Annotated in this window: 29 protein-coding genes; 20 read left to right on the top strand and 9 right to left on the bottom strand. The window is 71.5% G+C overall.

The genetic code is table 11. The features are described from left to right. Nucleotides 1–26 precede the first annotated feature (26 nt). The 10 genes from ACFQ6S_RS09285 to ACFQ6S_RS09240 all read left to right on the top strand — a co-directional run bounded on the left by ACFQ6S_RS09285 (nt 27) and on the right by ACFQ6S_RS09240 (nt 10,476). Entirely contained in the window at nt 27–383 is a 357-nt protein-coding gene (locus ACFQ6S_RS09285; RefSeq protein ID WP_383405413.1) for a YciI family protein, read from the top strand. Next, a complete protein-coding gene (locus ACFQ6S_RS09280; protein ID WP_383405411.1) occupies nt 380–1,573 on the top strand; it encodes an RNA polymerase sigma factor in 1,194 nt (397 codons plus the stop codon). The genes ACFQ6S_RS09285 and ACFQ6S_RS09280 overlap by 4 nt, the downstream gene beginning before the upstream one ends. 143 nt (nt 1,574–1,716) lie before the next feature. Continuing rightward, nucleotides 1,717–2,487 (top strand): GntR family transcriptional regulator, encoded by a 771-nt coding sequence (locus ACFQ6S_RS09275; RefSeq protein ID WP_383405409.1) that lies wholly within the window; start codon nt 1,717–1,719, stop codon nt 2,485–2,487. Between the two features lie 60 nt (nt 2,488–2,547). Then, a complete protein-coding gene (locus tag ACFQ6S_RS09270) occupies nt 2,548–2,775 on the top strand; it encodes a ferredoxin family protein (RefSeq protein ID WP_381630816.1) in 228 nt (75 codons plus the stop codon). Between the two features lie 14 nt (nt 2,776–2,789). Next, nucleotides 2,790–4,145, top strand: coding sequence for an ABC transporter substrate-binding protein (locus tag ACFQ6S_RS09265; protein WP_383405407.1), 1,356 nt, complete (start codon nt 2,790–2,792; stop codon nt 4,143–4,145). Then, nucleotides 4,142–4,990 (top strand): ABC transporter permease, encoded by an 849-nt coding sequence (locus tag ACFQ6S_RS09260; protein WP_383405405.1) that lies wholly within the window; start codon nt 4,142–4,144, stop codon nt 4,988–4,990. The genes ACFQ6S_RS09265 and ACFQ6S_RS09260 overlap by 4 nt, the downstream gene beginning before the upstream one ends. Further along, nucleotides 4,987–5,790 (top strand): ABC transporter ATP-binding protein, encoded by an 804-nt coding sequence (locus ACFQ6S_RS09255; RefSeq protein WP_383405403.1) that lies wholly within the window; start codon nt 4,987–4,989, stop codon nt 5,788–5,790. The genes ACFQ6S_RS09260 and ACFQ6S_RS09255 overlap by 4 nt, the downstream gene beginning before the upstream one ends. Before the next feature lie 43 nt (nt 5,791–5,833). Next, on the top strand, nt 5,834–8,596 hold the full coding sequence (locus ACFQ6S_RS09250; RefSeq protein WP_383405401.1) for a fumarate reductase/succinate dehydrogenase flavoprotein subunit: 2,763 nt from the start codon (nt 5,834–5,836) through the stop codon (nt 8,594–8,596). A 224-nt stretch (nt 8,597–8,820) separates the two neighbouring features. Beyond that, on the top strand, nt 8,821–9,531 hold the full coding sequence (locus ACFQ6S_RS09245) for a chitinase (RefSeq protein ID WP_383405399.1): 711 nt from the start codon (nt 8,821–8,823) through the stop codon (nt 9,529–9,531). A gap of 39 nt (nt 9,532–9,570) precedes the next feature. Further along, on the top strand, nt 9,571–10,476 hold the full coding sequence (locus ACFQ6S_RS09240; protein WP_383405398.1) for an aldo/keto reductase: 906 nt from the start codon (nt 9,571–9,573) through the stop codon (nt 10,474–10,476). Nucleotides 10,477–10,495: 19 nt separating this feature from the next. Here the strand turns inward: ACFQ6S_RS09240 and sph are convergent, their stop codons facing one another. Both sph and ACFQ6S_RS09230 read right to left on the bottom strand, forming a co-directional pair. Then, nucleotides 10,496–11,482, bottom strand: coding sequence for a sphingomyelin phosphodiesterase (sph, locus tag ACFQ6S_RS09235; protein WP_383405396.1), 987 nt, complete (start codon nt 11,480–11,482; stop codon nt 10,496–10,498). 119 nt (nt 11,483–11,601) lie between these two features. Continuing rightward, on the bottom strand, nt 11,602–12,060 hold the full coding sequence (locus tag ACFQ6S_RS09230; RefSeq protein ID WP_383405394.1) for a pyridoxamine 5'-phosphate oxidase family protein: 459 nt from the start codon (nt 12,058–12,060) through the stop codon (nt 11,602–11,604). A gap of 134 nt (nt 12,061–12,194) precedes the next feature. Here ACFQ6S_RS09230 and ACFQ6S_RS09225 point away from each other — a divergent pair, with 134 nt between their 5' ends. Continuing rightward, the gene (locus ACFQ6S_RS09225; protein WP_383405392.1) at nt 12,195–12,581 is read left to right on the top strand and encodes a VOC family protein; all 387 of its coding nucleotides are present in this window, start codon (nt 12,195–12,197) and stop codon (nt 12,579–12,581) included. Nucleotides 12,582–12,628: 47 nt separating this feature from the next. Next, nucleotides 12,629–13,699 carry an adenosine deaminase gene (locus ACFQ6S_RS09220; protein ID WP_383405390.1) on the top strand — a complete coding sequence of 357 codons (1,071 nt, stop codon included), beginning with the start codon at nt 12,629–12,631 and terminating at the stop codon, nt 13,697–13,699. Between the two features lie 19 nt (nt 13,700–13,718). Here ACFQ6S_RS09220 and ACFQ6S_RS09215 read toward each other — a convergent pair whose 3' ends face one another. Both ACFQ6S_RS09215 and ACFQ6S_RS09210 read right to left on the bottom strand, forming a co-directional pair. Beyond that, the gene (locus ACFQ6S_RS09215) at nt 13,719–14,222 is read right to left on the bottom strand and encodes a DUF664 domain-containing protein (protein ID WP_383405388.1); all 504 of its coding nucleotides are present in this window, start codon (nt 14,220–14,222) and stop codon (nt 13,719–13,721) included. Nucleotides 14,223–14,247: 25 nt separating this feature from the next. Next, complete coding sequence (locus ACFQ6S_RS09210) at nt 14,248–15,135, bottom strand: LysR substrate-binding domain-containing protein (protein WP_383405386.1); 888 nt, start codon at nt 15,133–15,135, stop codon at nt 14,248–14,250. Between the two features lie 138 nt (nt 15,136–15,273). On the opposite strand from ACFQ6S_RS09210, the gene mgrA reads away from it, so the two are divergent. Beyond that, nucleotides 15,274–16,266: an L-glyceraldehyde 3-phosphate reductase gene (mgrA, locus tag ACFQ6S_RS09205; RefSeq protein ID WP_383405384.1), complete on the top strand. Its 993-nt coding sequence runs from the start codon at nt 15,274–15,276 to the stop codon at nt 16,264–16,266. Here the strand turns inward: mgrA and ACFQ6S_RS09200 are convergent. Further along, a complete protein-coding gene (locus ACFQ6S_RS09200; RefSeq protein ID WP_383405382.1) occupies nt 16,256–16,543 on the bottom strand; it encodes a DUF1905 domain-containing protein in 288 nt (95 codons plus the stop codon). The two genes, mgrA and ACFQ6S_RS09200, sit on opposite strands and share 11 nt — an antisense overlap. Before the next feature lie 71 nt (nt 16,544–16,614). Continuing rightward, nucleotides 16,615–16,998, bottom strand: coding sequence for a nuclear transport factor 2 family protein (locus tag ACFQ6S_RS09195; RefSeq protein WP_383405380.1), 384 nt, complete (start codon nt 16,996–16,998; stop codon nt 16,615–16,617). 347 nt (nt 16,999–17,345) lie between these two features. Between ACFQ6S_RS09195 and ACFQ6S_RS09190 the strand changes: the two genes are divergently transcribed. The 4 genes from ACFQ6S_RS09190 to ACFQ6S_RS09175 all read left to right on the top strand — a co-directional run bounded on the left by ACFQ6S_RS09190 (nt 17,346) and on the right by ACFQ6S_RS09175 (nt 21,764). Further along, nucleotides 17,346–17,756: a hypothetical protein gene (locus ACFQ6S_RS09190; RefSeq protein WP_383405379.1), complete on the top strand. Its 411-nt coding sequence runs from the start codon at nt 17,346–17,348 to the stop codon at nt 17,754–17,756. 71 nt (nt 17,757–17,827) lie between these two features. After that, nucleotides 17,828–20,173, top strand: a complete 2,346-nt coding sequence (locus ACFQ6S_RS09185) for an FHA domain-containing protein (RefSeq protein WP_383405377.1) — start codon at nt 17,828–17,830, stop codon at nt 20,171–20,173. Between the two features lie 9 nt (nt 20,174–20,182). Beyond that, nucleotides 20,183–20,728 carry a hypothetical protein gene (locus tag ACFQ6S_RS09180; RefSeq protein ID WP_383405375.1) on the top strand — a complete coding sequence of 182 codons (546 nt, stop codon included), beginning with the start codon at nt 20,183–20,185 and terminating at the stop codon, nt 20,726–20,728. Further along, nucleotides 20,718–21,764: a serine/threonine-protein kinase gene (locus ACFQ6S_RS09175; RefSeq protein ID WP_383405373.1), complete on the top strand. Its 1,047-nt coding sequence runs from the start codon at nt 20,718–20,720 to the stop codon at nt 21,762–21,764. Before ACFQ6S_RS09180 ends, ACFQ6S_RS09175 begins: the two co-directional genes overlap by 11 nt. 12 nt (nt 21,765–21,776) lie before the next feature. On the opposite strand, the gene ACFQ6S_RS09170 is transcribed toward ACFQ6S_RS09175, so the two are convergent. Further along, nucleotides 21,777–23,066, bottom strand: a complete 1,290-nt coding sequence (locus tag ACFQ6S_RS09170; protein ID WP_383405371.1) for a streptophobe family protein — start codon at nt 23,064–23,066, stop codon at nt 21,777–21,779. A gap of 134 nt (nt 23,067–23,200) precedes the next feature. Here ACFQ6S_RS09170 and ACFQ6S_RS09165 point away from each other — a divergent pair, with 134 nt between their 5' ends. The 3 genes from ACFQ6S_RS09165 to ACFQ6S_RS09155 all read left to right on the top strand — a co-directional run bounded on the left by ACFQ6S_RS09165 (nt 23,201) and on the right by ACFQ6S_RS09155 (nt 25,416). Then, the gene (locus ACFQ6S_RS09165) at nt 23,201–24,325 is read left to right on the top strand and encodes a DUF6777 domain-containing protein (RefSeq protein ID WP_383405369.1); all 1,125 of its coding nucleotides are present in this window, start codon (nt 23,201–23,203) and stop codon (nt 24,323–24,325) included. 99 nt (nt 24,326–24,424) lie between these two features. Then, entirely contained in the window at nt 24,425–24,880 is a 456-nt protein-coding gene (locus tag ACFQ6S_RS09160) for an ATP-binding protein (protein WP_383405367.1), read from the top strand. Between the two features lie 89 nt (nt 24,881–24,969). After that, a complete protein-coding gene (locus tag ACFQ6S_RS09155) occupies nt 24,970–25,416 on the top strand; it encodes a helix-turn-helix domain-containing protein (protein ID WP_383405366.1) in 447 nt (148 codons plus the stop codon). Nucleotides 25,417–25,431: 15 nt separating this feature from the next. On the opposite strand, the gene ACFQ6S_RS09150 is transcribed toward ACFQ6S_RS09155, so the two are convergent. Both ACFQ6S_RS09150 and ACFQ6S_RS09145 read right to left on the bottom strand, forming a co-directional pair. Next, nucleotides 25,432–26,034, bottom strand: coding sequence for a ClpP family protease (locus ACFQ6S_RS09150; protein ID WP_383405364.1), 603 nt, complete (start codon nt 26,032–26,034; stop codon nt 25,432–25,434). Between the two features lies 1 nt (nt 26,035). Continuing rightward, complete coding sequence (locus tag ACFQ6S_RS09145; protein WP_383405362.1) at nt 26,036–26,674, bottom strand: ClpP family protease; 639 nt, start codon at nt 26,672–26,674, stop codon at nt 26,036–26,038. Nucleotides 26,675–26,682 lie beyond the last annotated feature (8 nt).

Below are 26,682 nucleotides of genomic sequence, written 5' to 3'. Positions count from 1 at the left end.
GCACGACGACGCCCGAGGAGACCGCCATGAAGTACTACCTGCTCAATTTGATGCAGCCCGTCGGGGAACTGCCCGCCCCGGACGCCCTCGGCGAGATCGAGAAGAACCTCGACGAGCTCAACCGGGAACTGCGCGAGGCCGGCGCCTGGGTGTTCGCCGGGGGACTGCACGGCCCGGAGTCCTCCACCGTGCTGCGGCCCCGCGACGGCGACGTCCTGGTCACCGACGGCCCGTACGCCGAGGGCAAGGAGATGCTCGGCGGCATCAGCCTCATCAAGGCGCCCGATCTGGACGCGGCCCTGGAATGGGGACGCAAGCTGGCCCTGGCGACCACCCTGCCGATCGAGGTGCGGCCGTTCATGGGCGAAGCCGAGGACCGATGACGGTCCCGGACGTCGAGGCCGTCTTCCGCGCGGAGTACGGCCGCGCGGTCGCCGTCCTCGTCCGCTTCCTCGGCGACATCGACCTCGCCGAGGAGGCGGTCCAGGACGCCTTCGCCACCGCCCTGCGGCGCTGGCCGGAGTCCGGGGTGCCACCGAGCCCGGCCGGCTGGATCATCACCACCGCCCGCAACCGTGCCGTCGACCGGCTGCGCCGGGAGGCCGGCCGGGACGAACGCCACGCCCAGGCGGCCCTGTTGCACGCCCCCGACGCACCGCGCGAGGAGGGTTCCGTGCGTGACGAACGGCTCCGGCTCGTCTTCACCTGCTGCCATCCCGCGCTGGCCGTCCAGGCGCGGGTCGCGCTCACCCTGCGCCTGCTGGGCGGCCTGACCACCGCACAGATCGCGCGAGCCTTCCTGGTGCCCGAACCGACCATGGCCCAGCGCCTGGTGCGGGCCAAGGCGAAGATCCGCAACGCCGGCATCCCGTACCGCGTGCCCCGCGACGCCGACCTGCCGGACCGGCTCACGGGAGTGCTGGCAGTCGTCTACCTGATCTTCAACCAGGGGTACGAGGGTGAGGCGGGCCTGGGTGCGGAGGCCGTACGCCTCGGTCGGCTCCTGGCCGAACTCATGCCGGACGAGCCCGAGGTCACCGGGCTGCTCGCGCTCATGCTCCTCGTCGAGTCCCGCCGGCCCGCCCGGCAGGACGTGCACGGCGCGCTCGTGCCGCTGCCGGAACAGGACCGCGAGCGCTGGGACCGCGACCTGATCGCCGAGGGCCAGTCGCTCGTCCGTCGATGCCTGCGCCGGGGCAGGCCGGGGCCGTACCGGTTGCAGGCCGCGATCCAGGCCGTGCACAGCGACGCACCGACCCCGCGGGACACGGACTGGGGACAGATCCGACAGCTCTACGACCACCTCATGGCGCTCGCTCCGAGCCCGGTCGTGGCCCTGAACCGGGCGGTCGCCGTGGCCGAGACTCAGGGCCCGGCCCCGGCCCTCGACCTCGTGGACGCGCTGGACCTGGACGGTTACCACGTCTTCCACGCAGTCCGCGCGGACCTGCTGCGCCGCCTCGGCCGCGGCACGGAAGCCGTGCGGGCCTACGAGAGAGCCATCGAGCTCTCGCAGAACCCGGCCGAGCAGGCGTACCTCGAACGCCGGCGCAGGGAACTCATCCGTGCGTGAGCGCCGCGCCCGTACTGCGGCGATGGTGGCGAAAGTGGGTCCGCTGCCCAGGAAGCCGCAGGTCAGCGAGCAGGTGAAGGGTACTCAGGTGGCGCAATGATGCAGTAACACCATTGCGACGACACCGTCGGTATGGTCACCGCATGCCAGCCGAACGAATCCGCGAGCACACCGCGCCGCTCGCCGCCGCACGCCGCCGACGGCTGCGTGCGGACCGGGCGCGGCAGCTCGCGGACCTGCTGCGGCACCTGGTCCTGACCGGAGGATTTCCCAGCGGCGCGCTGCCCCACGAGGACGTGCTCGCCGCCGACTACCAGGTGTCGCGCAACACCGTCCGGCACGCACTGGACCTGCTGCGCGCCGAACAGCTCGTCGAGCGGCTGCCCGGCGTCGGCACCGTCGTCGTCGCCGAGAAGTACTCGCACGGCCTCGACCGGCTGATGGGACTCGCGGAAACCCTGCGGGAACACGGCCGGGTCGCCAACGAGGTACGCACCATGGGCCCCGTCGCCGCGCCCGCACCCGTGGCCGAGCGACTGCGGCTGCCCACCGGCACCGACGTGCTCTACATCGAGCGGCTGCGCAGGCTGAACGGGCTGCCGCTCTCGCTCGACCTCACCTATCTGCCCCTGGACATCGGCGGCGAGCTCATCGGCGCCGACCTGGAGAACACCGACGTCTTCCGGTTGCTGGAGCAGATCACCGGGCAACCGCTCGGACACGCGGAGATCACCCTGGAGGCCGTCAACGCCGACGCGCACTCCGCGACCGTGCTCCAGGCGCCGCGCGGCACCGCCGTGCTGATGCTGGAGCGCCTAACCCACCTGTGCGACGGCAGGCCCGTGGACCTGGAGTTCATCCGGTTCCGCGGGGACCGGATCGCGATGAGCGGGCTGCTGCGCCGCTCCGTCTGAACACCCCGCGATCCGCGCAGCGTTTCCCTCACCCCTCGCAGTACCTCACTGGAGACAGCCATGCCCTTGGTGCCCCAGCGGGCCGACGTGCCCGTGACCATCGACGAGTCGAAGTGCATCGACGGCTGCACGCTCTGTGTGGACATGTGTCCGCTGGACTCCCTGGCGATCAACCCCGACAGCGGCAAGGCGTACATGCACGTCGACGAGTGCTGGTACTGCGGCCCCTGCGCCGCCCGCTGCCCCACCGGGGCCGTCACGGTCAACATGCCCTATCTGCTCCGGTGAAAGGCGCTCCGACAATGAAACGCACGACTCCCGCCGCCCTTCTCGCGGCCGCTCTCCTCGGCACCCTCCTCACCGGCTGCGGCGGCGACGCGTCCGCCGGCGACGCCACCCACGTCACGGTCACCGTCGGCTACCAGTCCAAGACCATCAACACCGTGACCGCCGGCACCCTGCTGCGCTCCCTCGGCTACTTCGAACGCGAACTCGCCGCACAGGGCAAACGGGACGGCATCACCTACAAGGTCGACTGGCAGGACTACGCCACCGGCGCGCCCATCACCGCCCAGATGACCGCCGGAAAGATCGACATCGGGTCCATGGGCGACTTCCCGCTGCTCATCAACGCCGCCCGCGGCAAGCAGCTGAACCGTCCCACCCGTCTTGTCGCGGTCACCGGCTACAACCTGCGCGGCGCCCTCAACACCGTGGTGACGGCACCGCAGTCGAAACTCGGCTCGCTCAAGGACCTGAAGGGCAAGACCGTCTCCACCAGCGTCGGTTCGGCGGCCGACGGAACCCTCGTACGAGCGCTCCAGCAGGCCGGACTCGACCCGAACGAGGACATCCGCAAGCTCAACCAGCAGCCGTCGGTGGGTGCTTCGGCCCTCCAGGCCGGCAGCACCGACGCCCTGTCGCAGTTCGTGGCCTGGCCCGGACTGCTCGCCTTCCAGGGCAAGGCGAAGGCCCTGTACGACGGCGCCGAACTGAACCTGCCGACCTTTCACGGAGTGACGGTCCGCAAGGACTTCGCCGAGCAGCGGCCGAAGGTGCTCGACGCCTTCCTCGCCGCGCAGATCGACGCCACGCGCTATCTGAACGAACACCCCGTGCAGGCCGCCGAGAAGGTCGCCGAGGCCACCGGCCTGCCCGCGGAGGTCGTCTACCTCTACAACGGCAGCGGCGGTATCGCCACCTTCGACCCGGCCGTCAAGCCGCAGCTCGTCGCCGCGCTGAAGAAGGACGTACCGGTGCTGCGCTCGGCGAAGCTCGTGGGTGACGTGGACGTGGACGCCTTCGTCGACGACGGCCCGCTGAAGCGGCTCTACGGCAGCGCCTACGCGAAGCAGCTCGCCGCCACGCCCGCACCCTCGGGCAACGAGGTGTGGCTCAAGGGCGAGGACCGCACCCGGGCCTTCGACTCGCCCGCCGCACTGCTGGAGTTCGTCGCCGCGCACAAGAACCAGATACGCGCCGCATACGTCCCGGATGCCACCACCGGCACCCGCTGGTACGCGGACAGGGCCGTCTGGGTCCGACAGGGCCAGAAGGTGAGCCCCTTCGTCACCGCCTCCGGCGCCCGCGCGTACACCCAGGCCCACCCCGGCGCCCGTACCGTCTCCTACGCCGCCGCGCTGGAGCAGGCGTCATGACCGCGCTGACCGCCCCGACGAGGAAGGCGTCGCCGGAGCAGGTCCCGACACCCGTGCGGCGCACGCACCGGTTGCGCCCCGTCGTACGCGTCCTGTCGTTGCTCGCGGCACTCGGACTGTGGCAGCTGCTCACCACGCTCGACGTCCAACTGTGGCTGCGTTTCGACCAGTTCCCGTCCGTCACCGACGTGGCCGGGAAGTTCGGGGAGCGGCTCGGCGACGGTGCGTACTGGCAGGACGTGATCGACAGCCTGCGCCGGATCATCACCGGCTTCCTGCTGGCGGCCGTGCTCGGCGTCGCGGCGGGCGTGGCCGTCGGCCGCTCCCGCTGGGCCGCGGACCTGCTCGGGCCGGTCCTGGAGGTGCTGCGGCCCATCCCGGCCATCGCGCTGGTGCCCGTGGCGATCCTGCTCTTCCCCAGCAACGAGGAGGGCATCGTCTTCATCACCTTCACCGCCGCGTTCTTCCCGGTGCTGGTCGCCACCCGGCACGCGGTGCGCGCCCTGGTCCCGGTGTGGGAGGAGGCGGTGCTCACGATGGGCGGCGGACGGTGGCGGGTGCTCGCCTCCGTGGTGCTGCCCGGCGCGCTCCCGGGGATCTTCGGCGGACTGTCGGTCGGGATCGGCGTCTCGTGGATCTGTGTGATCTCCGCGGAGATGATCTCCGGCGAGTACGGGATCGGCTACCGCACCTGGCAGGACTACACGGTCATCGACTATCCGGGTGTCTTCACCGGCATCGTCAGCATCGGCCTGCTCGGCTGGCTGACGTCCACGCTGGTGGAGCTCCTGGGACGCAGGCTCACGCACTGGCTGCCGCGCCGCGAGGGGAAGGCGACCTCATGACCACCCACTCGGACACCGTCACCACCTCCGCCGCCTCGCCACGGACCGGCGGGACCGCGTCGGGAGCACGCCTCAGCCTCACCGGCGCGCTGCTCGGACGACCGGGCGCCGCCGTGCTCCACGACCTCGATCTCGAAGCCGCCCCCGGCGAGATCCTTACCGTCGTCGGCCCGTCCGGGTGCGGGAAGTCGACCCTGCTGCGCACCCTGGCCGGGCTGTTGCCGGCGCTCGCCGGAGAGGTCGCGCAGGACGGGCGGCCCATCACCGCGCCCGGCGCGGACCGGGCGCTGGTCTTCCAGGAGGACGCGCTGCTGCCGTGGCGCACGGCCCTCGCCAACGTCGAACTGCCCCTGGCCATCAGGGGACTGGGCCGCACCGAGCGCAGGTCCAGGGCACAGGAGTGGCTGGACCGGGTCGGACTGGCGGGCCGGGAGCGGCAGTTGCCGCACCGGCTCTCCGGCGGACAGCGCCAGCGCGTCCAGCTCGCCCGCGCCCTCGCCGGCCAGCCGCGCGCCGTGCTGATGGACGAGCCGTTCGGTGCGCTGGATGCCCAGACGCGGGCCGGTATGCAGCAGTTGCTGGTGCAGGCACTGCACGGGACGGGCGCCACCGTCGTCTTCGTCACCCACGACGTGGACGAGGCCCTGTTCCTCGGCGACCGGGTGGCGCTGCTCGGCGAGGGCGGCCTCACCGGCGTCCGTACGGTGCCCCGGCCCCGTGACCGCGGGGCCCGCGACGACCCGGCGACCGTGGCCCTGCGCCGCGACATCCTCGACTCCCTCGGCTCCCGTACGTCCTGAGAGTCCCTCGGCAGCCCTCGTACGTCCTGAAAGGCACCCCGCCATGACCCCCGCGCCCCTGACGGAGATCCCCGCCCTCGACTCGGCCGAGGAGCTGAGCTGCGACGTCCTCGTGATCGGCGGCGGCACCGCCGGCACCATGGCCGCGCTGACCGCCGCCGGGCGCGGCGCCTCCGTGCTGCTGCTGGAGAAGGCTCACGTACGGCACTCCGGAGCGCTGGCCATGGGCATGGACGGGGTCAACAACGCCGTCATCCCCGGCCGTGCCGAACCGGACGACTACGTCGCCGAGATCACCCGCGCCAACGACGGCATCGTCGACCAGTCGACGGTCCGTCAGACGGCCACCCGGGGCTTCGAGATGGTGCAGCGTCTGGAGTCGTACGGCGTGAAGTTCGAGAAGGACGAGCACGGCGAGTACGCGGTCCGCCAGGTGCACCGCTCGGGCTCGTACGTGCTGCCCATGCCCGAGGGCAAGGACGTCAAGAAGGTCCTCTACCGGCAGCTGCGCAGGCGGGAGGTGCGCGAGAAGGTCCGTATCGAGAACCGGCTGATGCCGGTGCGGGTCCTGACCGCCGAGGGCAGGGCGGTCGGTGCCGTCGCGTTCAACACCCGCACCGGTGCCTTCGTGGTCGTGCGGGCGGGTGCGGTGATCCTCGCGACCGGGGCCTGCGGACGCCTTGGGCTGCCCGCGAGCGGCTATCTGTACGGCACGTACGAGAACCCGACCAACGCGGGCGACGGCTACGCGATGGCGTATCACGCGGGCGCCGAGCTCACCGGCATCGAGTGCTTCCAGATCAACCCGCTCATCAAGGACTACAACGGCCCGGCCTGCGCCTACGTCGCCAACCCCTTCGGTGGCTACCAGGTGAACCGGCACGGGCAGCGCTTCGTCGACTCCGACTACTGGTCCGGGCAGATGATGGCGGAGTTCGCCGCCGAGGTGGCCTCCGACCGCGGGCCGGTCTACCTCAAGCTCAGCCATCTGCCGGAGGAGTCGGTCTCGGCGCTGGAATCGATCCTGCACTCCACCGAGCGCCCCACCCGCGGCACCTTCCATGCCGGGCGCGGGCACGACTACCGCACGCACGACGTGGAGATGCACATCTCCGAGATCGGCCTGTGCGGCGGCCACTCCGCCTCCGGAGTACGGGTGGACGACCACGCCCGCACCACCGTGCCGCGCCTGTACGCGGCCGGTGACCTGGCCTGCGTACCGCACAACTACATGATCGGCGCGTTCGTCTACGGCGACCTTGCGGGCGAGGACGCCGCTCAGTACACCGCGTACGAGGGCGAGTTGCCGCGTGAGCAGCTGGCCGAGGCCCATGAGCTGATCTACCGGCCGCTGCGCAATCCGGAGGGACCGCCACAGCCCCAGGTCGAGTACAAGCTGCGCCGCTTCGTGAACGACTATGTCGCTCCGCCCAAGAGCGGGGCCCGGCTCTCCCTCGCGCTGGAGCACTTCGAGCGGATGCGGGACGAGATCGCCGGCATGGGGGCGAGCACGCCGCACGAACTGATGCGCTGCGCCGAGGTGTCGTTCATCCGCGACTGCGCCGAGATGGCGGCGAGGTCGTCCCTCGCCCGCACCGAGTCCCGCTGGGGGCTCTACCACGAGCGCCTGGACCATCCGCAGCGGGACGACACGGCCTGGCTGCACCACCTCGACCTGCGCAGGGGCCCGACCGGGGCGATGGAGTTCACGGCGCGCCCCGTCGACCCGTACCTGGTCCCGGTGCCGGAGTTCACCCCCACCGGCGGCCCGCCCCGCCACCTGGGTGAGGTGCATGCCCTGCCGACCGCGACGGCGGGACGTGCGGAGGCAGCCCCGGCAGCGTCCGACGAGGCTCCGGATGACGCCCCGCCGGCCGGCGGCACGACGCAGGGAACCTCGTCGGAATCCGCTCGGGAACGGCTCCTCGAACTCGTCGCGCTGACGGAGGAGGAACCCGATCTGCAGGCCCTGGAGCCCTACTTGAAGGACGGGGATCCCGCCGTGCGGCTCGGGGCGGTGGCGGCGCTGACGGAGACGGCACCACCCGGAGTGGGCCCTGCGCTGGCCCATGCCCTGCAAGACAGCGATGGAGAGGTGCGTGCCGCGGCCGCCTCCTCGTTGCGCGAGCTCGCCGAAGTCCTGCCCGCGGAAGCGGAGTTGCGCGCCCCGCTGGTCTCCGCCCTCACGGCATCCGATCCGGCGGCACGCGCGGCGGCCCTGGACGTGCTGCGCGCCCTGCGCCTCGGGGACGCGGCACTGTTCGCCGGGCACCTGGCCGACCCGGGCATCGACGTGCGCCTGGCCGCCGTACGTGCCCTGGTGTCGGTGGACGCGGTCGATCCGTTGTCCGAGGCGGCCGGTGACGCCGCGCGGGAGGTACGGGTCGCCGTGGCGCGCGGGTTCGCCGCCCTGGCCCCGCACCTGACGGGCGCGGGGGACGGCCCGCCGACCGCTCTGCGCCGCCTGATCCACGACGCCGACGCGCTGGTACGCGCCGCGGCGCTCGAAGCCCTGGGAGTCCTCGGCGTCCCGCACGGACTCCTCTCCACCGTGACGGCGGCGCTCACCGACCCGGCCTGGCAGGTCCGCGCCGGTGCCGCCAAGGCACTCGGCGGGGCGGCACCGGAACACGGCGTTCCCGCTCTCACCGGACTGCTGGGCGACGCGGACGCCGATGTGCGCAAGGCCGCGGTACTCGCCCTGCTACGGCATGCCGCGCACGAGGAAGCCCGTACGGCACTGGCCACCGCGGTCGACGACGCGGACGCCGACGTCCGTGCGTACGCGGGGCGGGCGGTGCGCTGACCGGGCCGCCTCGACTCCCGGCGGAACGAACCCCGTTGCTTGGTCTATACCTTGTCTGGTCTACACCCTTGACTGGTACAGACCAAAGCGGTTGAGTGTGTCCCCACACCCCCCACCACGGCCGCCCCCACGCCGTGACCGACACCGTCGGTGCGTGCGCACAAGGTGCTCCCGTCCCCTGCCCTTGTACGGGTGCGGCCGTGCTCCGCAAAGGAGTTGATCCTGTGTCGAGGCGCCGTATAGCCGCAATTGTCTCCTCACTAGCCCTGGGCAGCGCCGCGCTCCTCCTCCAGCCGGCCCCCAGCGCGTCCGCCGCCGGGTTCGTCGTCAGCGAGGCGCAGTTCAACCAGATGTTCCCGAACCGGAATTCGTTCTACACGTACAGCGGCCTGACCGCCGCCCTCAGTGCCTACCCGGGCTTCGCCAACACCGGCAGCGACACCGTGAAGAAGCAGGAGGCCGCGGCCTTCCTCGCCAACGTCAACCACGAGACCGGCGGACTCGTCCACATCGTCGAGCAGAACACCGCCAACTACCCCCACTACTGCGACCGCAGCCAGCCCTACGGCTGCCCCGCCGGCCAGGACGCCTACTACGGACGCGGCCCCATCCAGCTCAGCTGGAACTTCAACTACAAGGCCGCCGGTGACGCGCTCGGCATCGACCTGCTCAACAACCCCTGGCGGGTACAGAACGAGGCTGCCGTCGCCTGGAAGACCGGCCTTTGGTACTGGAACACCCAGTCCGGTCCCGGGACGATGACCCCGCACAACGCGATGGTGAACCAGGCCGGCTTCGGCCAGACCATCCGCTCCATCAACGGCTCCCTGGAGTGCGACGGCAAGAACCCGGCCCAGGTGCAGAGCCGCGTCGACGCCTACAACCGGTTCACCTCGATCCTCGGCGTCTCGCCGGGCGGCAACCTCTACTGCTGACGCCCCGCGCGTGCCCGTGACGTGTGCGAGACTCCGCCGATGACCTCCGAAACGATCACCGCGGACGCCGCGGGCACCTGGAAGTCCGGCGACCTGTCCGTGAACCGCGTCGGCTTCGGCGCGATGCGGCTCACGGGCAGCGCCGCCTTCCACCACGGCACTCCGAGCGACCGGGGACGCTCGATCGCCGTACTGCGCAAGGCGGTCGAGCTCGGCGTCGATCACATCGACACGGCGGCCTTCTACTTCTCGGCCCTGCGCTCCGCCAACGAACTGATCAACACCGCGCTGGCGCCGTACCCCGACGGCCTGGTCATCGCCACCAAGGTGGGTCCCCACCGCGACCAGGGCGGCGACTGGGGCACCTCCGCCCGCCCCGAGCAACTGCGCGGCCATGTCGAGGAGAACCTGCGCCAGCTCGGCCGCGACCACCTGGATCTCGTCTACCTGCGCCGGATGGGGCAGGACTCCATCGCCGAGCACTTCGGCGCGCTGGCCGAGCTGCGGGAGGACGGGCTGATCCGGCACCTCGGCATCTCCGCCGTGGAGCCACGGCATCTCGCCGAGGCGCGGGCCATCGCGCCGGTGGTGTGCGTGCAGAACCGGTACGCGCTCGACCGGCCCGACCCCGAGGCCGACGAGCTTCTGCGCCTGTGCGGCGAGCAGGGCATCGCCTTCGTGCCGTTCTACGCCGTCGCCGGGGAGGTGGGAGAGCAGGGCGCGACCGCCGCCCACGACGACGAGGTGCTCAACGTGGCGCGGGCGCACGGCGCGAGCCCCGCCCAGGTGCGCATCGCCTGGACCCTGCATCAGGGGCCGCACGTCCTGGCCATCCCCGGCACCGGCAACCCGGACCACCTGGCCGAGAACGTGGCCGCGGGGGCCCTGCGCCTCACCCCGGAGGAGCTGGCCCGGCTCAACGGGGCGCGCGAGCAGACCGGTTGAGCCGGGCCTTCCGGAGTGCTCAGCCCGCGGACCCGGTCACCGGGTAGTGGTCGGACAGGTTCGTGTAGGTGTAGTCCGTGCCCCAGCTCGACACCGTCCAGGGCGCGCTCTGCTCCTTGACGACGTCGTTCTTCCAGACCGCCGGACGGGCGTGACCCGAGCGGTGCAGGACGTAGTCCAGGTCCTCGCGCGGGTCGTCGGGGTAGCGGTCGCGGGCGATGGAGTTCTCCTGCGTGTCGAAGGAGTACGGGTGCCCGGTGCGCGCGTCTGCCCCCACCAGCCCGCCGTCGGCGAGCATCGAGGCGTACTCGGAGGTGCGCGAGTCGACGTTCAGGTCACCGGCGAGCAGCACCTGCTCGTTCGCCGGGATGTTCTTGGCGTCCAGGAACGCGTCGATCGTCCTGAACTGCCGGCTGCGCATCGCGGCGGCCTCACCGGCGTCACAGCCGGGATCCGTCGACTGCGCGTGCGTGCCGACGACGTGCACCTTGGTGCCGTTCACGTTCAGCACCACATACGCGAAGCCCTTGTTGGACCACCAGTCCGCCCCGCAGGCGTCCTTGTAGACCCACTGTTCCTTGCGCACTATCGGCCACTTGCTGAGGATCGTGACCCCGCCGTCCTCGGGCGTGGTCGCCGAGTACGCGCCGCCGGTGGCGTCCCAGCCGCTCTTGCTGCGCCCGACCACCGGGGTCTGGTACGGGTAGCGGCCCGCGAGCGAGCTCTTCAGCGCGTCCGAGGAGGAGTTGTCGAATGCCTCCTGGAACACGACGACGTCGTTGCCCTGGGTGAACGGAGCCTTGGCGATCTCCGCGGCCCGGTGATCCTGGCCCCAGTTCGGGTACAGGGACTTGCTGAACAGGAAGACGTTGTACGACAGCACCTTGAGCGGCGGAGTCTGCTCGGCGGCCGACGCCTCGGGCGCCGCGCCCACGAGACCGGCGGTGGCGAGCGAGAGCGCGAGCACGGCCGAGCCCTGTGCACGGCGGTGTGCGATGAGCGTCACTGGATCTCCCTGTGATCGAAGGGGGTTGAGTGGCGCCGCACATCAAATCATCAGGGATTACTCCTAGGTAACAGTTGTGCGGGAAATGGATGGCGAAGGGACGTACGCAGGAAACTTGTTCAGACAAGCCACGTTCCGTTTCGCATCAGATGCCGTTGCGGCAGTTCGCGCACCTCATGCCATGCCTGCACCGATCGCGGACTCACCCGGTAGAAGGCATACCTCGCGGAGTCGCCGCGGGGATCCCAGCCCGTCTTCGCGAGGAACGCCTCGGCCGCCGCGGCCGGCACCTCCTCGCAGTCGTGGACGTCCACGTCGCCGTCGATGAGAACGACGTCGCGGGTGTCGCCGAAGGCCAGCCGCGTCCGGCGGCCGGTGCGGAGGTTGCGGCCCGTGGGGTTGCCGGGGCGCGTGGCCATCCAGAGCGCCTCGCCGTCCCAGACGAACCACAGCGCGACCAGGCACGGCACTCCGTCGGCGTCCGCCGAGGCCACCCAGATGTCCGTCTCCCGCTCCAGCCGGTCCAGAACGTCCCGCTTGCGGTCCTCGGGGCTGCGCGGCGTCTCCATGATCGTCATGCCCGGAACGCTAGTCGCCGACGACCCGTCGCACCTCGGGCGGCAGGCGTAGGACCGTGGTCCCGGTCATGACTGGCGCCGCCGAAGTTTTACGTATAACCTCTCCCGTCAACCGACTGCCCCGGAAGGTCCTGATGAGCCGCATCGCCCTGGTCACCCTCGTCGTCGACGACTACGACGAGGCGATCCGCTTCTACACGGAAGCCCTCGGCTTCCGGCTCGTCGAGGACACCCCGCGCCCGGACGGCTCCCGCTGGGTCGTCGTCCAGCCCGGCGAGCAGGGCACCGCACTGCTGCTGGCCCGCGCCAAGGGTGAGGAGCAGCGCACCCGGGTCGGTGACCAGACCGGCGGGCGCGTCGGGTTCTTCCTGCACACCGAGGACTTCGCCCGTGATCACGACCGGATGCTCGCCGCGGGCGTGACCTTCCTGGAGGAACCCCGGCACGAGCCGTACGGCTCGGTCGCCGTCTTCCAGGATCTGTACGGCAACCGCTGGGACCTGCTCCAGCCCGTCGGCTGACCCGCCTCCCGCCGCTTCGAACCGCCCCGATCGAGAAAGACCACGCCATGACCGCTACGCGCGTAGACGCCGAAGTGATCCGCCGCCTCCCCAAGGCCGTCCTGCACGACCACCTCGACGGCGGCCTGCGCCCCGCCACCGTGGTGGAGCTCGCGGAAGCGGTCGGCCACACCCTGCCCACCACCGACCCGGACGAGCTCGCCGCCTGGTACTTCGAGGCCGCGAACTCCGGTGACCTGGTCCGCTACATCGCCACCTTCGAGCACACCCTCGCCGTGATGCAGAGCCGCGAGGGGCTGCTGCGCACCGCCGAGGAGTACGTCCTCGACCTGGCCGCCGACGGTGTCGTGTACGGCGAGGTGCGCTACGCCCCCGAGCTGAACACCAACGGCGGGCTGACCCTGGCCGAGGTCGTCGAGACCGTCCAGGAGGGGCTCGCGGCGGGCATGGCCAAGGCCGCGGCCGCCGGGACCCCGGTGCGGGTCGGCACCCTGCTGTGCGGCATGCGGATGTTCGACCGGGTGCGCGAGGCCGCCGACCTGGCCGTCGCCTTCCGGGACGCCGGTGTCGTCGGCTTCGACATCGCCGGTGCCGAGGCCGGCTTCCCCGCCGCCGACCACCTGGCCGCCTTCGAGCACCTGCGCCGCGAGAGCGTGCCGTTCACCATCCACGCCGGCGAGGCCGACGGCCTGTCCAGCATCCACCAGGCCCTCCAGATCTGCGGCGCCCAGCGCATAGGCCACGGCGTGCGCATCACCGACGACATCGTGGACGGCAAGCTCGGCCGCCTGGCCGGCTGGGTGCGCGACCGGCGTATCGCGCTGGAGATGTGCCCGACGTCCAACCTCCAGACCGGCGCCGCCACCTCGATAGCCGGACACCCGATCACCGCGCTGAAGGACCTGGGCTTCCGGGTCACCCTCAACACCGACAACCGTCTGGTGTCGGGGACGACGATGACCCGGGAGATGTCGCTGCTGGTCCAGGAGGCCGGCTGGACGGTCGAGGACCTGCGCACGGTCACGGTGAACGCCCTGAAGAGCGCGTTCGTCCCCTTCGACGAGCGCAAGGCCCTCATCGAGGACGTCGTACTGCCGGGCTACGCGGCCGAGCTGTGAGGCGGCTCGCGGACTCCGTCTAGGACACCAGCCCGCGGATGTAGGCGGCCTGTCCGACGTGCTGGAGATCGTCGGACAGGACGCTGACCAGCCGTACGCCCAGAGTGACCGGTGGATCCCAGCGCTCGTCCACGATGCGCTCCAGATCCTTGGCGGCCACCTCGCGCAGCGCCCCCAGCGTCTGGGCGTGCACGGCGTCGTAGTAGCCGGTCAGCAGGTCGCCGGAGTCGACGCGCACCTTGGCGACCTTCGCCGAGGTGTGGCCGTAGCCGGTGTCGCGGCGCGGCAGGTCGAGCCCGAAGGTCTTCTGGTAGTCCTGGGTCAGCCACACCTGGTCGAGCTCGAAGGCGTCGGCGATGTGATCGTCCTGGACCCGGGTGAGATGCCAGACGAGCCAGGCGATGGAATTGGCGTCGGCGGACGGCCGGGCGTGCAGGGCGTCGGGGCCGAGGCCCTCGACCGCGGCGTGGACCTCTTCCTGGATGCGGTTGAACCCGTCGATGAGGATGTCCTTGGCATGCATGGGTCCACCATCGCGCACCCGTCCGTCAGGCGCCTTCGGTTTCCAGCAGGGTCATCAGGGCCCGGGCCGCCGGGCTCGTGGCCTGGGCCGGCGGCAGCAGGGCGACCGTCTCGTAGACGGTCTCGCCGGTGCCCTTCACCGGCAGCGCGGTCAGGGCCGGCCGCTTGTGCCGGAAGTGGCGCGGTACGACGGCAATGCCGAGGTCCTCGTCCACCAGGTCCAGCAGGCTGTGCACATCGTTGACCTCCAGGGACACCGTCCGCCGTACGCCCGCGGCGGCGAACACCGCGTCGGTCGCCCGGCGCGGCCCCCAGTCCGGGTGGAAGTCGACGAAGACCTCTCCGCCCAGTTCCTCCGGGGTGACCGCGGCCCCGGCGGTCGCGAGCCGGTGGCTCGGATGGCACAGGACGGTCATCGGCTCGCTGGTCAGTGGTACGACGCGCAACTGGTCGGTGTCCTCCTGCGCGGTCCGCACGGCGAAGGCCAGATCGAGGCGCCCGGCCGCGACCTCCTCCGCCAGCGCGCCCGAACCGGCCTGCCGCAGACAGATCTCCACGTCCGGATGTTCCCGCCGGAAGGCCGCGAGCAGCCCCGCCACATGCACCCCGGCGATGCACTGCTCGGACCCGAGGGCCAGCATCCCGCGCAGCACGCCCTGTACCGCGGCCACCGCCTCATGGGCGGCCCGCACCTGCGCCAGGATCCGCTCGGCCTCGCACAGCAGGGCCCGGCCCGCCGGAGTGAGGGTCACTCTGCGGGTCGTGCGCACGAACAGCGGTGTCTGCAACTCCCGCTCCAGAGCCCGGATCGAGGCCGACAGGCCCGACTGGGACACGAGCAGGCGCTCGGCCGCCCGGGTGAAGTGCTGGTCCTCGGCGACCGCCACGAAATGCTGGAGATGGCGCAGTTCCATGATTGAGCAGCGTAGCCGCTGAATCCCATCTGATTTACCTGTTGGACCACTGCCCGCAGGTCGCGACAGCATGGACGGTGACTGGAATACCCGGCTCTGCGGAGCCGTCCTTCGTGTGCCAACCCCTCTGGAGTCGCGTTGTACACCGCACACCCCGACCGCTACGCGGACATGCCCTACCGGCGCACCGGACGCAGCGGCCTCAAGCTCCCCGCGCTGTCCCTCGGACTGTGGCACAACTTCGGTCCGGACCGCCCGGTCGAGACCCAGCGGGCCATCCTGCGCCGCGCCTTCGACCTCGGTGTCACCCACTTCGACCTGGCCAACAACTACGGCCCGCCGCCCGGCGCCGCCGAGTCCGCGTTCGGCGAGGCTCTGAAGGCGGACTTCGCGCCGTACCGCGACGAGCTGATCATCTCCACCAAGGCCGGCTATCTGATGTGGCCGGGCCCGTACGGCGAGTGGGGCTCGCGCAAGTACCTGCTGTCCTCGCTCGACCAGAGCCTGACGCGGATGGGCCTGGACTACGTCGACATCTTCTACTCGCACCGCCCCGACCCGGAGACTCCGCTGGAGGAGACGATGGGCGCCCTGCACTCGGCGGTGCAGCAGGGCAAGGCGCTGTACGTGGGCGTCTCCAACTACTCGGCCGAGCAGACCCGCGAGGCCGCCCGCATCCTGGGCGAGCTGGGCACCCCGCTGCTCATCCATCAGCCCCGCTACTCGCTGCTCGACCGCCGCCCCGAGGACGAGGGCCTGCTCGACGCCCTGGACGAGCTCCAGGTCGGCTCCATCGTCTTCTCCCCGCTGGAGCAGGGCCTGCTGACCGGCCGCTACCTCGACGGCATCCCGGAGGGCTCGCGGGCCGCGAGCGACAGCCCGTTCCTGAACTCGGACGCGGTGACCGAGGACCTGGTCGGCAGGCTGCGCGCCCTCGACGACATCGCCAAGTCTCGCGGTCAGACGCTGGCCCAGCTGGCCCTGGCCTGGGTCCTGCGCGGCGGCCGGGTGACCTCCGCGCTGGTCGGCGCGAGCAGTGCCCGGCAGATCGAGGACAGCGTCGCCGCGGCCGGCAACCTGGACTTCGAGGCGGATGAGCTGGCCCGGATCGACGCGGTGATCAAGGGCTGAGCCGTTCCGTCAGACGGACGGTCACGGAGTCGCCCTCCCGCTTCCCGATGGCGTTGCGCACATCGGCTTTGACGGGGAGCTTGTGGGTGCCGTCTCCGAGGGCCATGAACGAGCCCTGGAACGGATGTCCGTCGATCGTCCCGCGGATCTTGACCAGTCCGCGGGTGCCGAAGAAGTCGACGGACTCCGGCCACACGACATAGGTCCAACCGCCCTTGTTCGGGCTCTTGCGCAGAACGGCGGTGAATTCCGCGTCCACATGCGCACCGGTGGTCATGATGTCCTCCGTTCGCGGCGGTCTCTCCGGCTTTCACTGGACAGACCGCCGCGAGACGCGGAACTCATCGCTCACGCGCCGGTGGGCACCCGGTCCAGGAAGCCGAGGACGGTCTTGATCCGTCCGTCGCCGTCCAGCGTGATCACGTCGGACCCGGCCACCGGCGCCGAGCCGTCGGCCTCATTGACCAGCTCCCAGGCGAAGCGGGCCGTGTCGTGGTGGCCGTCCACGGGGCCGGCGAGCCGGAAGGCGAAACCCGGGAACTGCTCATGGGCGGCCGTTATCACCGCCGCGATCTCCGCGTGACCTCCGACGTACGAGAGGGGGTCGGTGTAGGTGCCGTCCTCGGCCCAGGTGACGGCGACCGCCTTCGACAGGTCCTCCGGTTCGCGCGAATTCCAGGCCTCGAAGTAGCGGGTGACGGCGCTCTCGTATCGATCGGTGTGCGCGGACATGGGCGATCAGCCTCCATCGAGGTCGCAACTGCTGCTGAGAACCCGGATCCCGTTCGCGGCGACCCGGTACCGCAACGATGCCCGCCCCCGCCGGAAAGCTCGATTACGCCCGAGGTAATGCACGCCGAACATGGCGTTGACGTGTACCCGCCGCATTTCGGCCAACGATTGCTGTGAATATGCCAGGAGACTGGCCGGAAAGTCGTGGTGACAGTGTTTCAGTAGTGAACATACTCAACTACGAGGGCGCATCACATGGGGCGACGACGTCCTCACGCACCGCTCACGAGCCGCACGGAAAGCGAGGTCCGCCGACAGGCGAACACGGCATCACGGGGGGAGGCCACGTGCACGACGAGTTCCTTTGCCATGTCACCGCGTACGGCGTCTGCGGCGGGCGACGCATCGGAGTACCTCTCGGAACCTACCGGGCACCCACCCTGGCCCTCGCCCTGTGGTGGTTACGCGACCGGGCGTCGTGGATGGCCGAACGATTAGATCCGCGACCGGAGGCCGAGCACTTCCCCCCGAACGCGCTCGTTCCGGTCGCCGACACCGCGCCCGACGTCCCCGCCGTGCTGCGCAAGTGGTGCGGTGACGTCCGCCAGCAGGAGCTGGTCGCCGACGAGTTGGCGGCCGGACGGCTGGTGCGTATCGCCGTGAGCGACGACACCACCGAGTACGAACTGCTCGCCGAGTCCGTGGACGCGCTGCGTATGCAGCGGACCATCCCGGCGCTGGTCGTACCCGTCGCCTGACCCCTTCCCCGAGCGATCTCCACCCCGTGCGCAGGCAGGCGCATACAGGGGCAGATCGATAGAATCCTGGCATGGCGGAGCGTTCGGTCGCACCGACTGCGCCCGTACTCGTCCTGGAGACCGAGTCGGGCTCGACCGTGATGACCCCGGGCCGTGACTACTCCGTCGGCCGTGACCCGCTCAGCGACATCGTCATCGACGACTCCCGGGTCTCCTGGCACCACGCGGTGCTGCGGCCCGAGGCCGGCCGCTGGACACTCGCCGACGCGAACAGCACGAACGGCACCTACACCGACGGGCACCCCATCCAGCAGTGGGACGTCGGCCCCGGCACCGTCATCCGCTTCGGCAATCCCACCGACGGCCCTCGCGCGGTCCTGCTCGACCGCCCCGCCCCGACCCGGGCGCCGCAGCGGCCCTCGGCCGTCTCCATGCCAGGACACACGGGCACCTTCCGGCAGCCCACCAACGTCCGGCCACTGCCCACCCGCACCGTCCGCATCGGCCGCGCCGCCGACAACGACCTGGTCATCGACGACCTGGTCGTCTCCCGCCACCACGCCGAGCTGCGCGCCCTGCCCGACGGGACGTACGAGATCGCCGACCTCGGCAGCCACAACCGCACCTATCTCAACGGCCGCCCGGTCACCGCAGCCCCGATCGGCCCCGGCGACATCGTCGGCATCGGACACTCCGCGTTCTGCCTGGTCGGCGAGCAGCTCCAGGAGTACGTCGACACCGGCGAGATCTCCCTCGAGGTGCAGGACCTCGCCGTCACCGTCGACCACGGCCGCAGGACCCTCCTCGACCACGTCTCCTTCCCGGTGGCGGAGAAGTGCCTGCTCGCCGTCGTGGGCCCGAGCGGCGCGGGCAAGTCCACCCTCCTCAACGCCCTCACCGGACAGCGCCCCGCCGACCAGGGCACCGTGCTCTACGACGGCCGCGACCTCTACCGCGACTACGCGGAGCTGCGCCAGCGCATCGGTCTGGTCCCGCAGGACGACATCCTGCACGCCCAACTCACCGTCCGCAGCGCCCTGTCCTACGCCGCCGAGCTGCGCTTCCCCCAGGACACCGCGAAGGCCGAACGGCGCGCCCGGGTCGACGAGGTCATCCGCGAGCTCGGCCTGGAGCAGCGCGGCGGGCAGCATGTGCACCGCCTCTCGGGCGGGCAGCGCAAGCGCGTCAGCGTCGCCCTGGAGCTGTTGACCAAGCCGTCGCTGCTGTTCCTCGACGAGCCGACGTCCGGGCTCGACCCCGGCATGGACCGCTCGGTCATGCACATGCTGCGCGGCCTGGCCGACGACGGCCGCACCGTCATCGTCGTCACCCACAGCGTGCTCAGCCTCGACGTCTGCGACCGGCTCCTCGTCCTGGCGCCCGGCGGCCGCATCGCCTACTACGGGCCGCCCGAGGAGGCCTTGGCCTTCTTCGGCTTCGAGCACTGGCCGGAGGCATTCGAGGCCTTCGAGCACGACCAGGAACGCGACTGGGCCGGGGACTACCGCACCTCGCTCTACCACCAGCAGTACATCGCCGATGCGACCGCGCAGCCGAGCAGGCCCGGCAACGGTCCGGTCGCGGTCGGCCGCCCGCCCCGGCCGCGCGGCCGGGGCGCCCAGCTGCGCACGCTGGTGCGCCGCTACACGGCCGCGCTCAGCGCCGACCGGACGTTCCTCATCATCATGATCGCCCTGCCCTTCGTCATGGGCGCGATGGCCCGTGCCCTCGCGGGCGGCAGATTGACCCAGGAGTCGGCGATGAACACGCTGCTGATCCTGTGCGTCGGCGGCGTCCTGACGGGCTCGGCGAACGCCGTGCGCGAGCTCGTCAAGGAGCGCGTCATCTACCAGCGGGAGCGGGCCGTCGGCCTGTCCAGATCGGCGTACCTGATGTCCAAGGTGGTGGTCCTCGGGACGATCACCGTGCTCCAGGCCGTCGTGCTGACCCTGGTCGCGCTGCTCGGCGTCGATCTGAACGCCCCGGGCGGCGAAGGCGTGTTGATGTCGCCCCTCGTCGAAATCACCGTCGCCGTCGCGCTGCTCGCCTTCACGGCGATGATGCTCGGTCTGGTCGTCTCCGCGCTGGTGCGCAAGGAGGAGGTGACGATGCCGCTGCTGGTGCTGCTCGCCATCGTCCAGGTCGTCTTCTGCGGCGCCCTGCTCAAGCTGCACGGCGTCCCCGGCCTGGAGCAGCTGTCCTGGCTGGTGCCCTCGCGATGGGCGCTCGGCGCGATGGCCGGCACCGTCGAACTGGCCCGGATCGTACCGGGCGACCTGACCGACGACCCGCTGTTCGAGCACTCGATCGGCGTGTGGCTGCTCAACGTGGCCATGCTGGTCGTGCTGTCCGTGGTCTTCGGGTTCCTCGTCTCGCGGCTGCTGCGCCGACGCGAACCCGTCGTGATGCGGAAGTAGGCGCGGACGATGACTGCACCCGGCTTCCGGCCCACCCACGTCGTCCCCGGTCACGGCATGCCCGCCTGGGAGGCCCCCGACCCCGCCCGGCCCACCGTGCCCCTAGACCCGCTCCTGCCGGTCCAGCTCGTCGAACGGCGCGGCGACTGGGGGCGCATCCTGTGCGCCAACGGCTGGTCGGCCTGGGTCGACGGCCGCTTCCTGGTCGCCGTACCCCCGGACCCGCCCACCACCGACGCGGGCCCACCGGCCCGCACCGCCGACCCGCGCCCCCTGCTCGCCCGCGCCGAGCGGGCCCTGGGCGGCTACCGCTCCGCGGTCGAGGACCTCGCGGCCGGCGGCCTGGACGGCGAGGCGTTCCGCGCCCGCACGCGAGGGCTGCGGGTCGGGGTCGTCGTCGACGGGGAGTCCGTGTGGCTGTACGACGCCGAGCACGGGCGGTGGGCGTACGCGGACGGCACCCGGCTGAGCACCTACGCCGCGGACGACGGGCCGCGCGCCCAAGGGGAGCCCGGCCATGCTTCGACCCAGGTCGTGACGCCCGATGGCCCGTGACACGAGCCTGTTCTCGGGCCGGCCCTCCGAGCTGGTGGGCCGGCAGGTCGCGGGCTACCGCATCGAGCGCGAGATCGGCCGGGGCGGCATGGCCGTGGTCTACCGCGCCCGTGACCTGCGCCTGGACCGGACCGTGGCGCTGAAGCTGCTCGCCCCGGAACTCGCCCGCAACGACACCTTCCGGCGCCGCTTCACCCATGAGTCCCGGGCGGCCGCCGCGATCGACCACCCGCACATCGTGCCGGTCTTCGAGGCGGGCGAGACGGACGGCGTCCTGTACATCGCCATGCGCTACGTCGCCGGCAGCGACCTGCGTCATCTCCTGGACCGCCAGGGCCCGTTGCCCCCCGGGACGGCCCTGCGCATCGCCGCGCAGGTCGCCTCCGCCCTCGACGCGGCACACGAGCACGGGCTGGTCCACCGGGATGTGAAGCCCGGCAACATCCTCGTCGCGCGCGGCACCGACAGCGACCACCCCGAGCACGTCTACCTCACCGACTTCGGTCTGACGAAGAAGTCCCTGTCCCTGACCGGCGTCACCACCGTCGGCCAGTTCGTCGGCACCCTCGACTACGTGGCCCCCGAGCAGATCTCCGGCAAGCCGGTCGACGCGCGCTGCGACGTCTACGGGTTCGCCTGTGTGGTCTACGAGTGCCTGGCCGGCCGTCCGCCGTTCCGCCGCGACGAGGACATGGCCCTGCTGTGGGCCCACCAGTACGACGAGCCGCCGCCCCTGACCGAGGCGCGACCGGATCTCGCCCCGCCCGTCGACGCCGTGTTCGGCAGGGCGCTCGCCAAGAACCCGGACCACCGTCAGGACTCCTGCCTCGCCTTCGTCGCCGAGCTGCGCGCCGCCGTGGCGGGTGGCACCGGGGAGGGGCACGCGCCGACGGAGGTCGACCTCAGGGTCGTAGGACTGCGGAGAGGGTCTGGGCAGGACGCGGCGAGAGAGTCCGCGAGGGACGCGGTGAGGGAGCCCGCGATGAGTCCGCCGCAGCCCCCGCCCCGCTGGGCCGAGCCGGTCTTCCGGCGGTGAACGGTGCCCCGCTCAGCGTCCGGCGGGCGGCGCCGCGACCTCGCCCCGGTGCCGTACCCGGCGCGCCAGCAGCCCGCCGAGGAACCCGGTGACCAGCCCCCACAGCAACGCCAGTCCCAGGGCCGTCCACACCTCGGGCCGCAGGAACAGCTCGCCGCCCAGGTCCCCGCCCAGGTCGCCGATGCCGAGGACCGAGAGCCCGTAGTGCGCGGAGATCCGGCCGACCAGGCAGATCATCAGCACCGTGAGCGCCAGCGCCACGGCCATGTGCACGGCGTGCTGCCAGGCCCGCATCCGGGCCGGCGAACGCCTGGCCATCACGAAAGCGGCGGCCAGCAGCAGCACCGCGTCGACGACGACCAGCCACCACACCCGCCCGTCGTGCTCGGCGAGGGTGCCCAGATTGAGCTCGGCGACGTCCTTGCCGCGCAGCACCTCGTCGAGCACATGCGGCATGGGCAGCCCGAACGGCCCGTCCACCCGGCCGTTCCAGGTCGCGCCGAGCCCGATCGTCAGGGCGAGCCACACCAGGTTCGGCAGCCCGAGCAGGATCACCGCGAAGGTCTCGGCCGCCTGCCCGCGCGTCGCCGCGACGACCAGGCCGATGACGACACCCAGCCCGACGTAAGCGAGCAGCAGCACCACCATGGCGTACGCCGCCGGCCGTACCGACTCCTGGAAGCGCAGCAGCCGCCCCGGCAGCGGGGCCCCGCGCGAGACCAGCAGGGCCAGCACCAGCACGCCCGCCAGCCACAGCAGCCCGAAGAACACGGTCACCAGGACGTCCGTGGTGAAGCCCACCTCGGGTGAGATGCCGAACAGGTCACCGAGGTCGCCCAGCGCGTCCTGCCCAAGGTCGCGCAGGGAGAGGGAGAAGGTCTGACGGGCGGAGAAGGCCAGCGCCAGCAACGCGGCCAGCCACAGTACGGCGATCCTGCCGGCCCACCCCGCCAGCTCCCCGGCACCGGCGACGGCCCGGTGCCGCAGCGGCCACAGGAAACCGGCGGCCAGCACGAGAGCGCCGGTGAGCGTGACGGACAGCGGGATCACGGTCAGCCCGGCATCCGACTCGGCCAGCCCTCCTGCGCTCCCCGAAAGCTCCACCGTGCCGCCGACGGCCGTGACCACGGTCGCCGCGGCGACCCGGGGGAACGCTCCGTCCGGGAGGTCCGCCGCCCCGGCCGCCCACAGCCCGAGCGAGGCGACCACCCCCATAGCGACCACCCCGGCCAGCACCACGACGACGGCCTGCACCCAGCCATGGGCGGCCACGGCCGGACGGGAGGGGGGCAGCGTGCTCACCCTGCCCACGCTAAGCAGCGCCCCCGCGCCACGCCCGCCGGGAGGTCCGTCCGCGTCGGCTTGCGGGGGGTGCGTGATCGGAACACAGAATGGGAGCGTCGCGAAAAGAATTCCCGCGTCGGGAAGAAGGCTTCGTGAGCGTCGAACCTCCGTCGTCCGGCCGCCCGACAGGGCCGCCCTCGGGCCCCCTGTCGGGTCCCTCCCAACCGCCCTCCGGCCCGCCCTCGCAGCCCCCGCCCAGCGGTGGCGGCGCGCAACCGCCGGGCCCGGGACCCCGCCGCCCCTGGTGGAGGTCCGGGCAGCCCAGGCTCGCGGTGCTCGCCACCGTGGTCGTGGCCGCCGTGGTCGTGGCCGTCGTGCTGTCCCGGGGCGATGGCGGCACCGTTCGCAGGGGAGAGATCTTCCTCCAGGCGGCGGACAGGACGGGCCCGGACCCGTTCACCGAATCCACCGCGCAGGACAGCTCCGCCCCGCCCGCCACCCCGTCCCCGAACACCGGGACGGCACCGTCCAACGAGGTGCGCGGCGTCACCGGCAGTGCGCCCGGCCTGTACGGCGGCAGCCGTGACGTCGCCGCCTGCGACGTGGAGAAGCAGGTCGACTACCTCCGGGCGGCCCCGGAGAAGAACAAGGCGTTCGCGTCGGTCGCCCGCGTGGAGGCCTCCGCCGTCCCCGCCCACCTGCGCTCCCTCACTCCGGTCCAGCTGCGCCTGGACACCCGCGTCACCAACCACGGGTACGTCGACGGCGCCGCCACCAGCTACCAGGCCGTCCTCCAGGCGGGCACCGCGGTCCTCGTCGACGACCGCGGGGTGCCCCGGGTGCGCTGCGCCTGCGGCAACCCGCTGACCCCGCCGGTCCCCCAGGAGGGCACACCCGAGCAGACCGGCGACTCCTGGCCGTCGTACCACGCCTCGAACGTCGTGGTGGTGGTGCCCGCGACGACGGTCATCAACGTCTTCGTCATCTACGACGACGAGGACGACGGCTGGATCGCCCGCGAGCGAGGCGACGAGGGCGACAAGGACCGGCCGACCGACCGGCCGGCGAAACCCTCCCCGTCGGTGAGCGTGTCTACCCCGACGTCGCCGAGCACCCCGACGAGTCCGGAGACGTCCGAACCGGAACCGCCCTCGCAGCCCACGACAACCGAGCCCGAGTCGCCCGGGAGCACCGCCCCGCCGCCCCCGGACGAGGACACGACCACCACGTCACAGTCGGCGCCCACCGAGTCCGCACCGCCGTCGCCGGCGCTGTGACGTACGGCGCCACCTGCACTGTGACTGCTCGGCGCGGCTCTGGGTAACAGGACTGATGCAGCAGCATCCGGCCAGTGCCGGCTTCCGAGAGAGAAACGCATGATCGAGCACGCGGACGGGGCAGTGATTCCTACTGGTTTCGACGTGCCCGTGGAACCACTGAGGCGGGCAGCGCACTACAGCGGTGAACCGGGATGCATCGCCGAGGCGCGGTCCTTCGCCGCGCTGTTCCTGGGCCGGCTCAGGACCGAGTGGTGCGCCACGATCGGCGAACCCGCCGAGGAGAAGGTCCTCCTGGTGGTCAGCGAACTGGTCACCAACGCCGACCGGCACAGCAACGGCCCGTACATCCTGGACCTGGAGGGCACGGACGACGCGGTGACGGTCTGCGTGTACGACAGCAGCTCCGCCCTGCCCCGCCGCTACCCCAGGGATCCGGAGCGGGTCGGCCGGCACGGCCTGGAGATCGTGCACGCCCTCGCGGCGGAGGTCGCCGTGGAGCGGGTGCCGGTCGGCAAGCGGGTGCGGGCCGTGATGCCGCTGGCCGACGAGTGACGGCCGCGGCCGGGCGGGGCGGCCGCGATTTCCCCCAGGGCGGAATGCCGATCCCTTCCCCTCAGGCGCGGCGCTCCTAGGCTGAGAAGGTGACCGAACAAGCGCCGAACGAAGCCCGCGTCATTCCCCTGCGCCCGCCGGCCGGCCACCAGTCGGCCGCCCGCCCGGGAGGGATCCGCCCCGCGTCCGAACGCCCTGCCACCGCCGCACCACAGGCCCCCGCGCCCAAGGAACCCCTCTGGCGCGACCTGATCGGCGACGTCCTGCGCCGCGAACGCCTCGCCCAGGAGCGGACGCTCAAGGACGTGGCCGACACGGCGCGGATCTCCATGCCGTATCTCTCGGAGGTGGAGCGCGGCCGCAAGGAGGCCTCCTCGGAGGTTCTCGCGGCCGCCGCCCACGCCCTCGGGCTCGGACTCGGTGACCTGCTGTCGCTGGCGCAGGGCGAGCTCGTCCGGGTCACCAGCCGCCGGATGCCCAGCGGCAGCCGCGGCAGGGCGGGTTCGTCGTACGACGGGCTGTGCCTGGCGGCCTGAGGCCGCGCCGGCGTCTCAGACCCGCATGAGGCGCCGGCTCACCACCTCGTCGGCCAGGCCGTAAGCCACGGCTTCCTCGGCGGTGAACACCTTGTCGCGGTCCATGTCCGCGCGCAGCGTCGCGATGTCGTGCTGGGTGTGCCGGGCCAGCACCTCCTCGACCTGCGAGCGGATCCGGACCATCTCCTTGGCCTGCAGCGCGAGATCGGACACCATGCCCCGGCTGCCGCCCGAGGCGGGCTGACCCAGCAGCACGCGCGCGTGCTCCAGCACGAACCGCCGCCCCGGATCCCCGCCGGCCAGCAGCACCGCGGCCGTCGACGCCGCCTGCCCCACACAGAACGTGGAGATCGGCGCCTGTACGTACGTCATCGTGTCGTAGATCGCCATCAGCGAAGTGAACGATCCGCCGGGGGAGTTGATGTAGATCGCGATCTCGTTCTCCGGCGCCGAGGACTCCAGATGGAGGAGCTGCGCGATGACGACGTTGGCGACGCCGTCGTCGATCTCGGTGCCAAGGAAGATGATCCGCTCCGACAGCAGCCGGCTGAACACGTCGGAGGAGCGCTCGCCGTGCGCGGTCCGCTCGACGACGTACGGAATCGTGTAGTTCCCCATGTCAGAGCCCCATCCGTCGCTTGGAGGCGGCCGGGCGGACGTCCGCGAGGGACTCCACGACCCGGTCCACCAGGCCGTACTCCGTGGCCTGTTCGGCCGTGAACCAGCGGTCGCGGTCACCGTCCCGGGAGATGGTCTCCGGGGTCTGGCCGGTGTGCTCGGCGGTGAGCCGCTCGATGGTCTTCTTCGTGAACTCCAGGTTCTCCGCCTGGATCTCGATGTCCGCGGTGGTGCCGCCGATGCCCGCCGACGGCTGGTGCATCATGATCCGCGCGTTCGGCAGCGCGTACCGCTTGCCCGCGGTGCCGACACTCAGCAGGAACTGGCCCATGCTGGCCGCGAATCCCATCGCGAGCGTGGCGACGTCGTTCGGGATCAGCCGCATCGTGTCGTAGATCGCCAGGCCCGCGTGCACCGAGCCGCCCGGGCTGTTGATGTACAGGCTGATGTCGGTGCGCGGGTCCTCCGCCGATAGCAGGAGCAGCTGGGCGCACACCCGGTTGGCCGAGGCCTCGGTGACCTCGGTGCCCAGCAACACGATGCGCTGGCCGAGCAGTTGGGCGGCGAGATGGTCGTCGAAGCGCGTCGGCGGGGCGTCGCCCTCCTCGGCCCGGGGCATGAGCGCGGCAAGTGGAGTCATCGGTTCTC

The organism is Streptomyces sp. NPDC056479, from assembly GCF_042795335.1.
Classification (GTDB): Bacteria; Actinomycetota; Actinomycetes; order Streptomycetales; family Streptomycetaceae; genus Streptomyces.
This window is presented reverse-complemented; position numbering and strand designations above follow the sequence as displayed.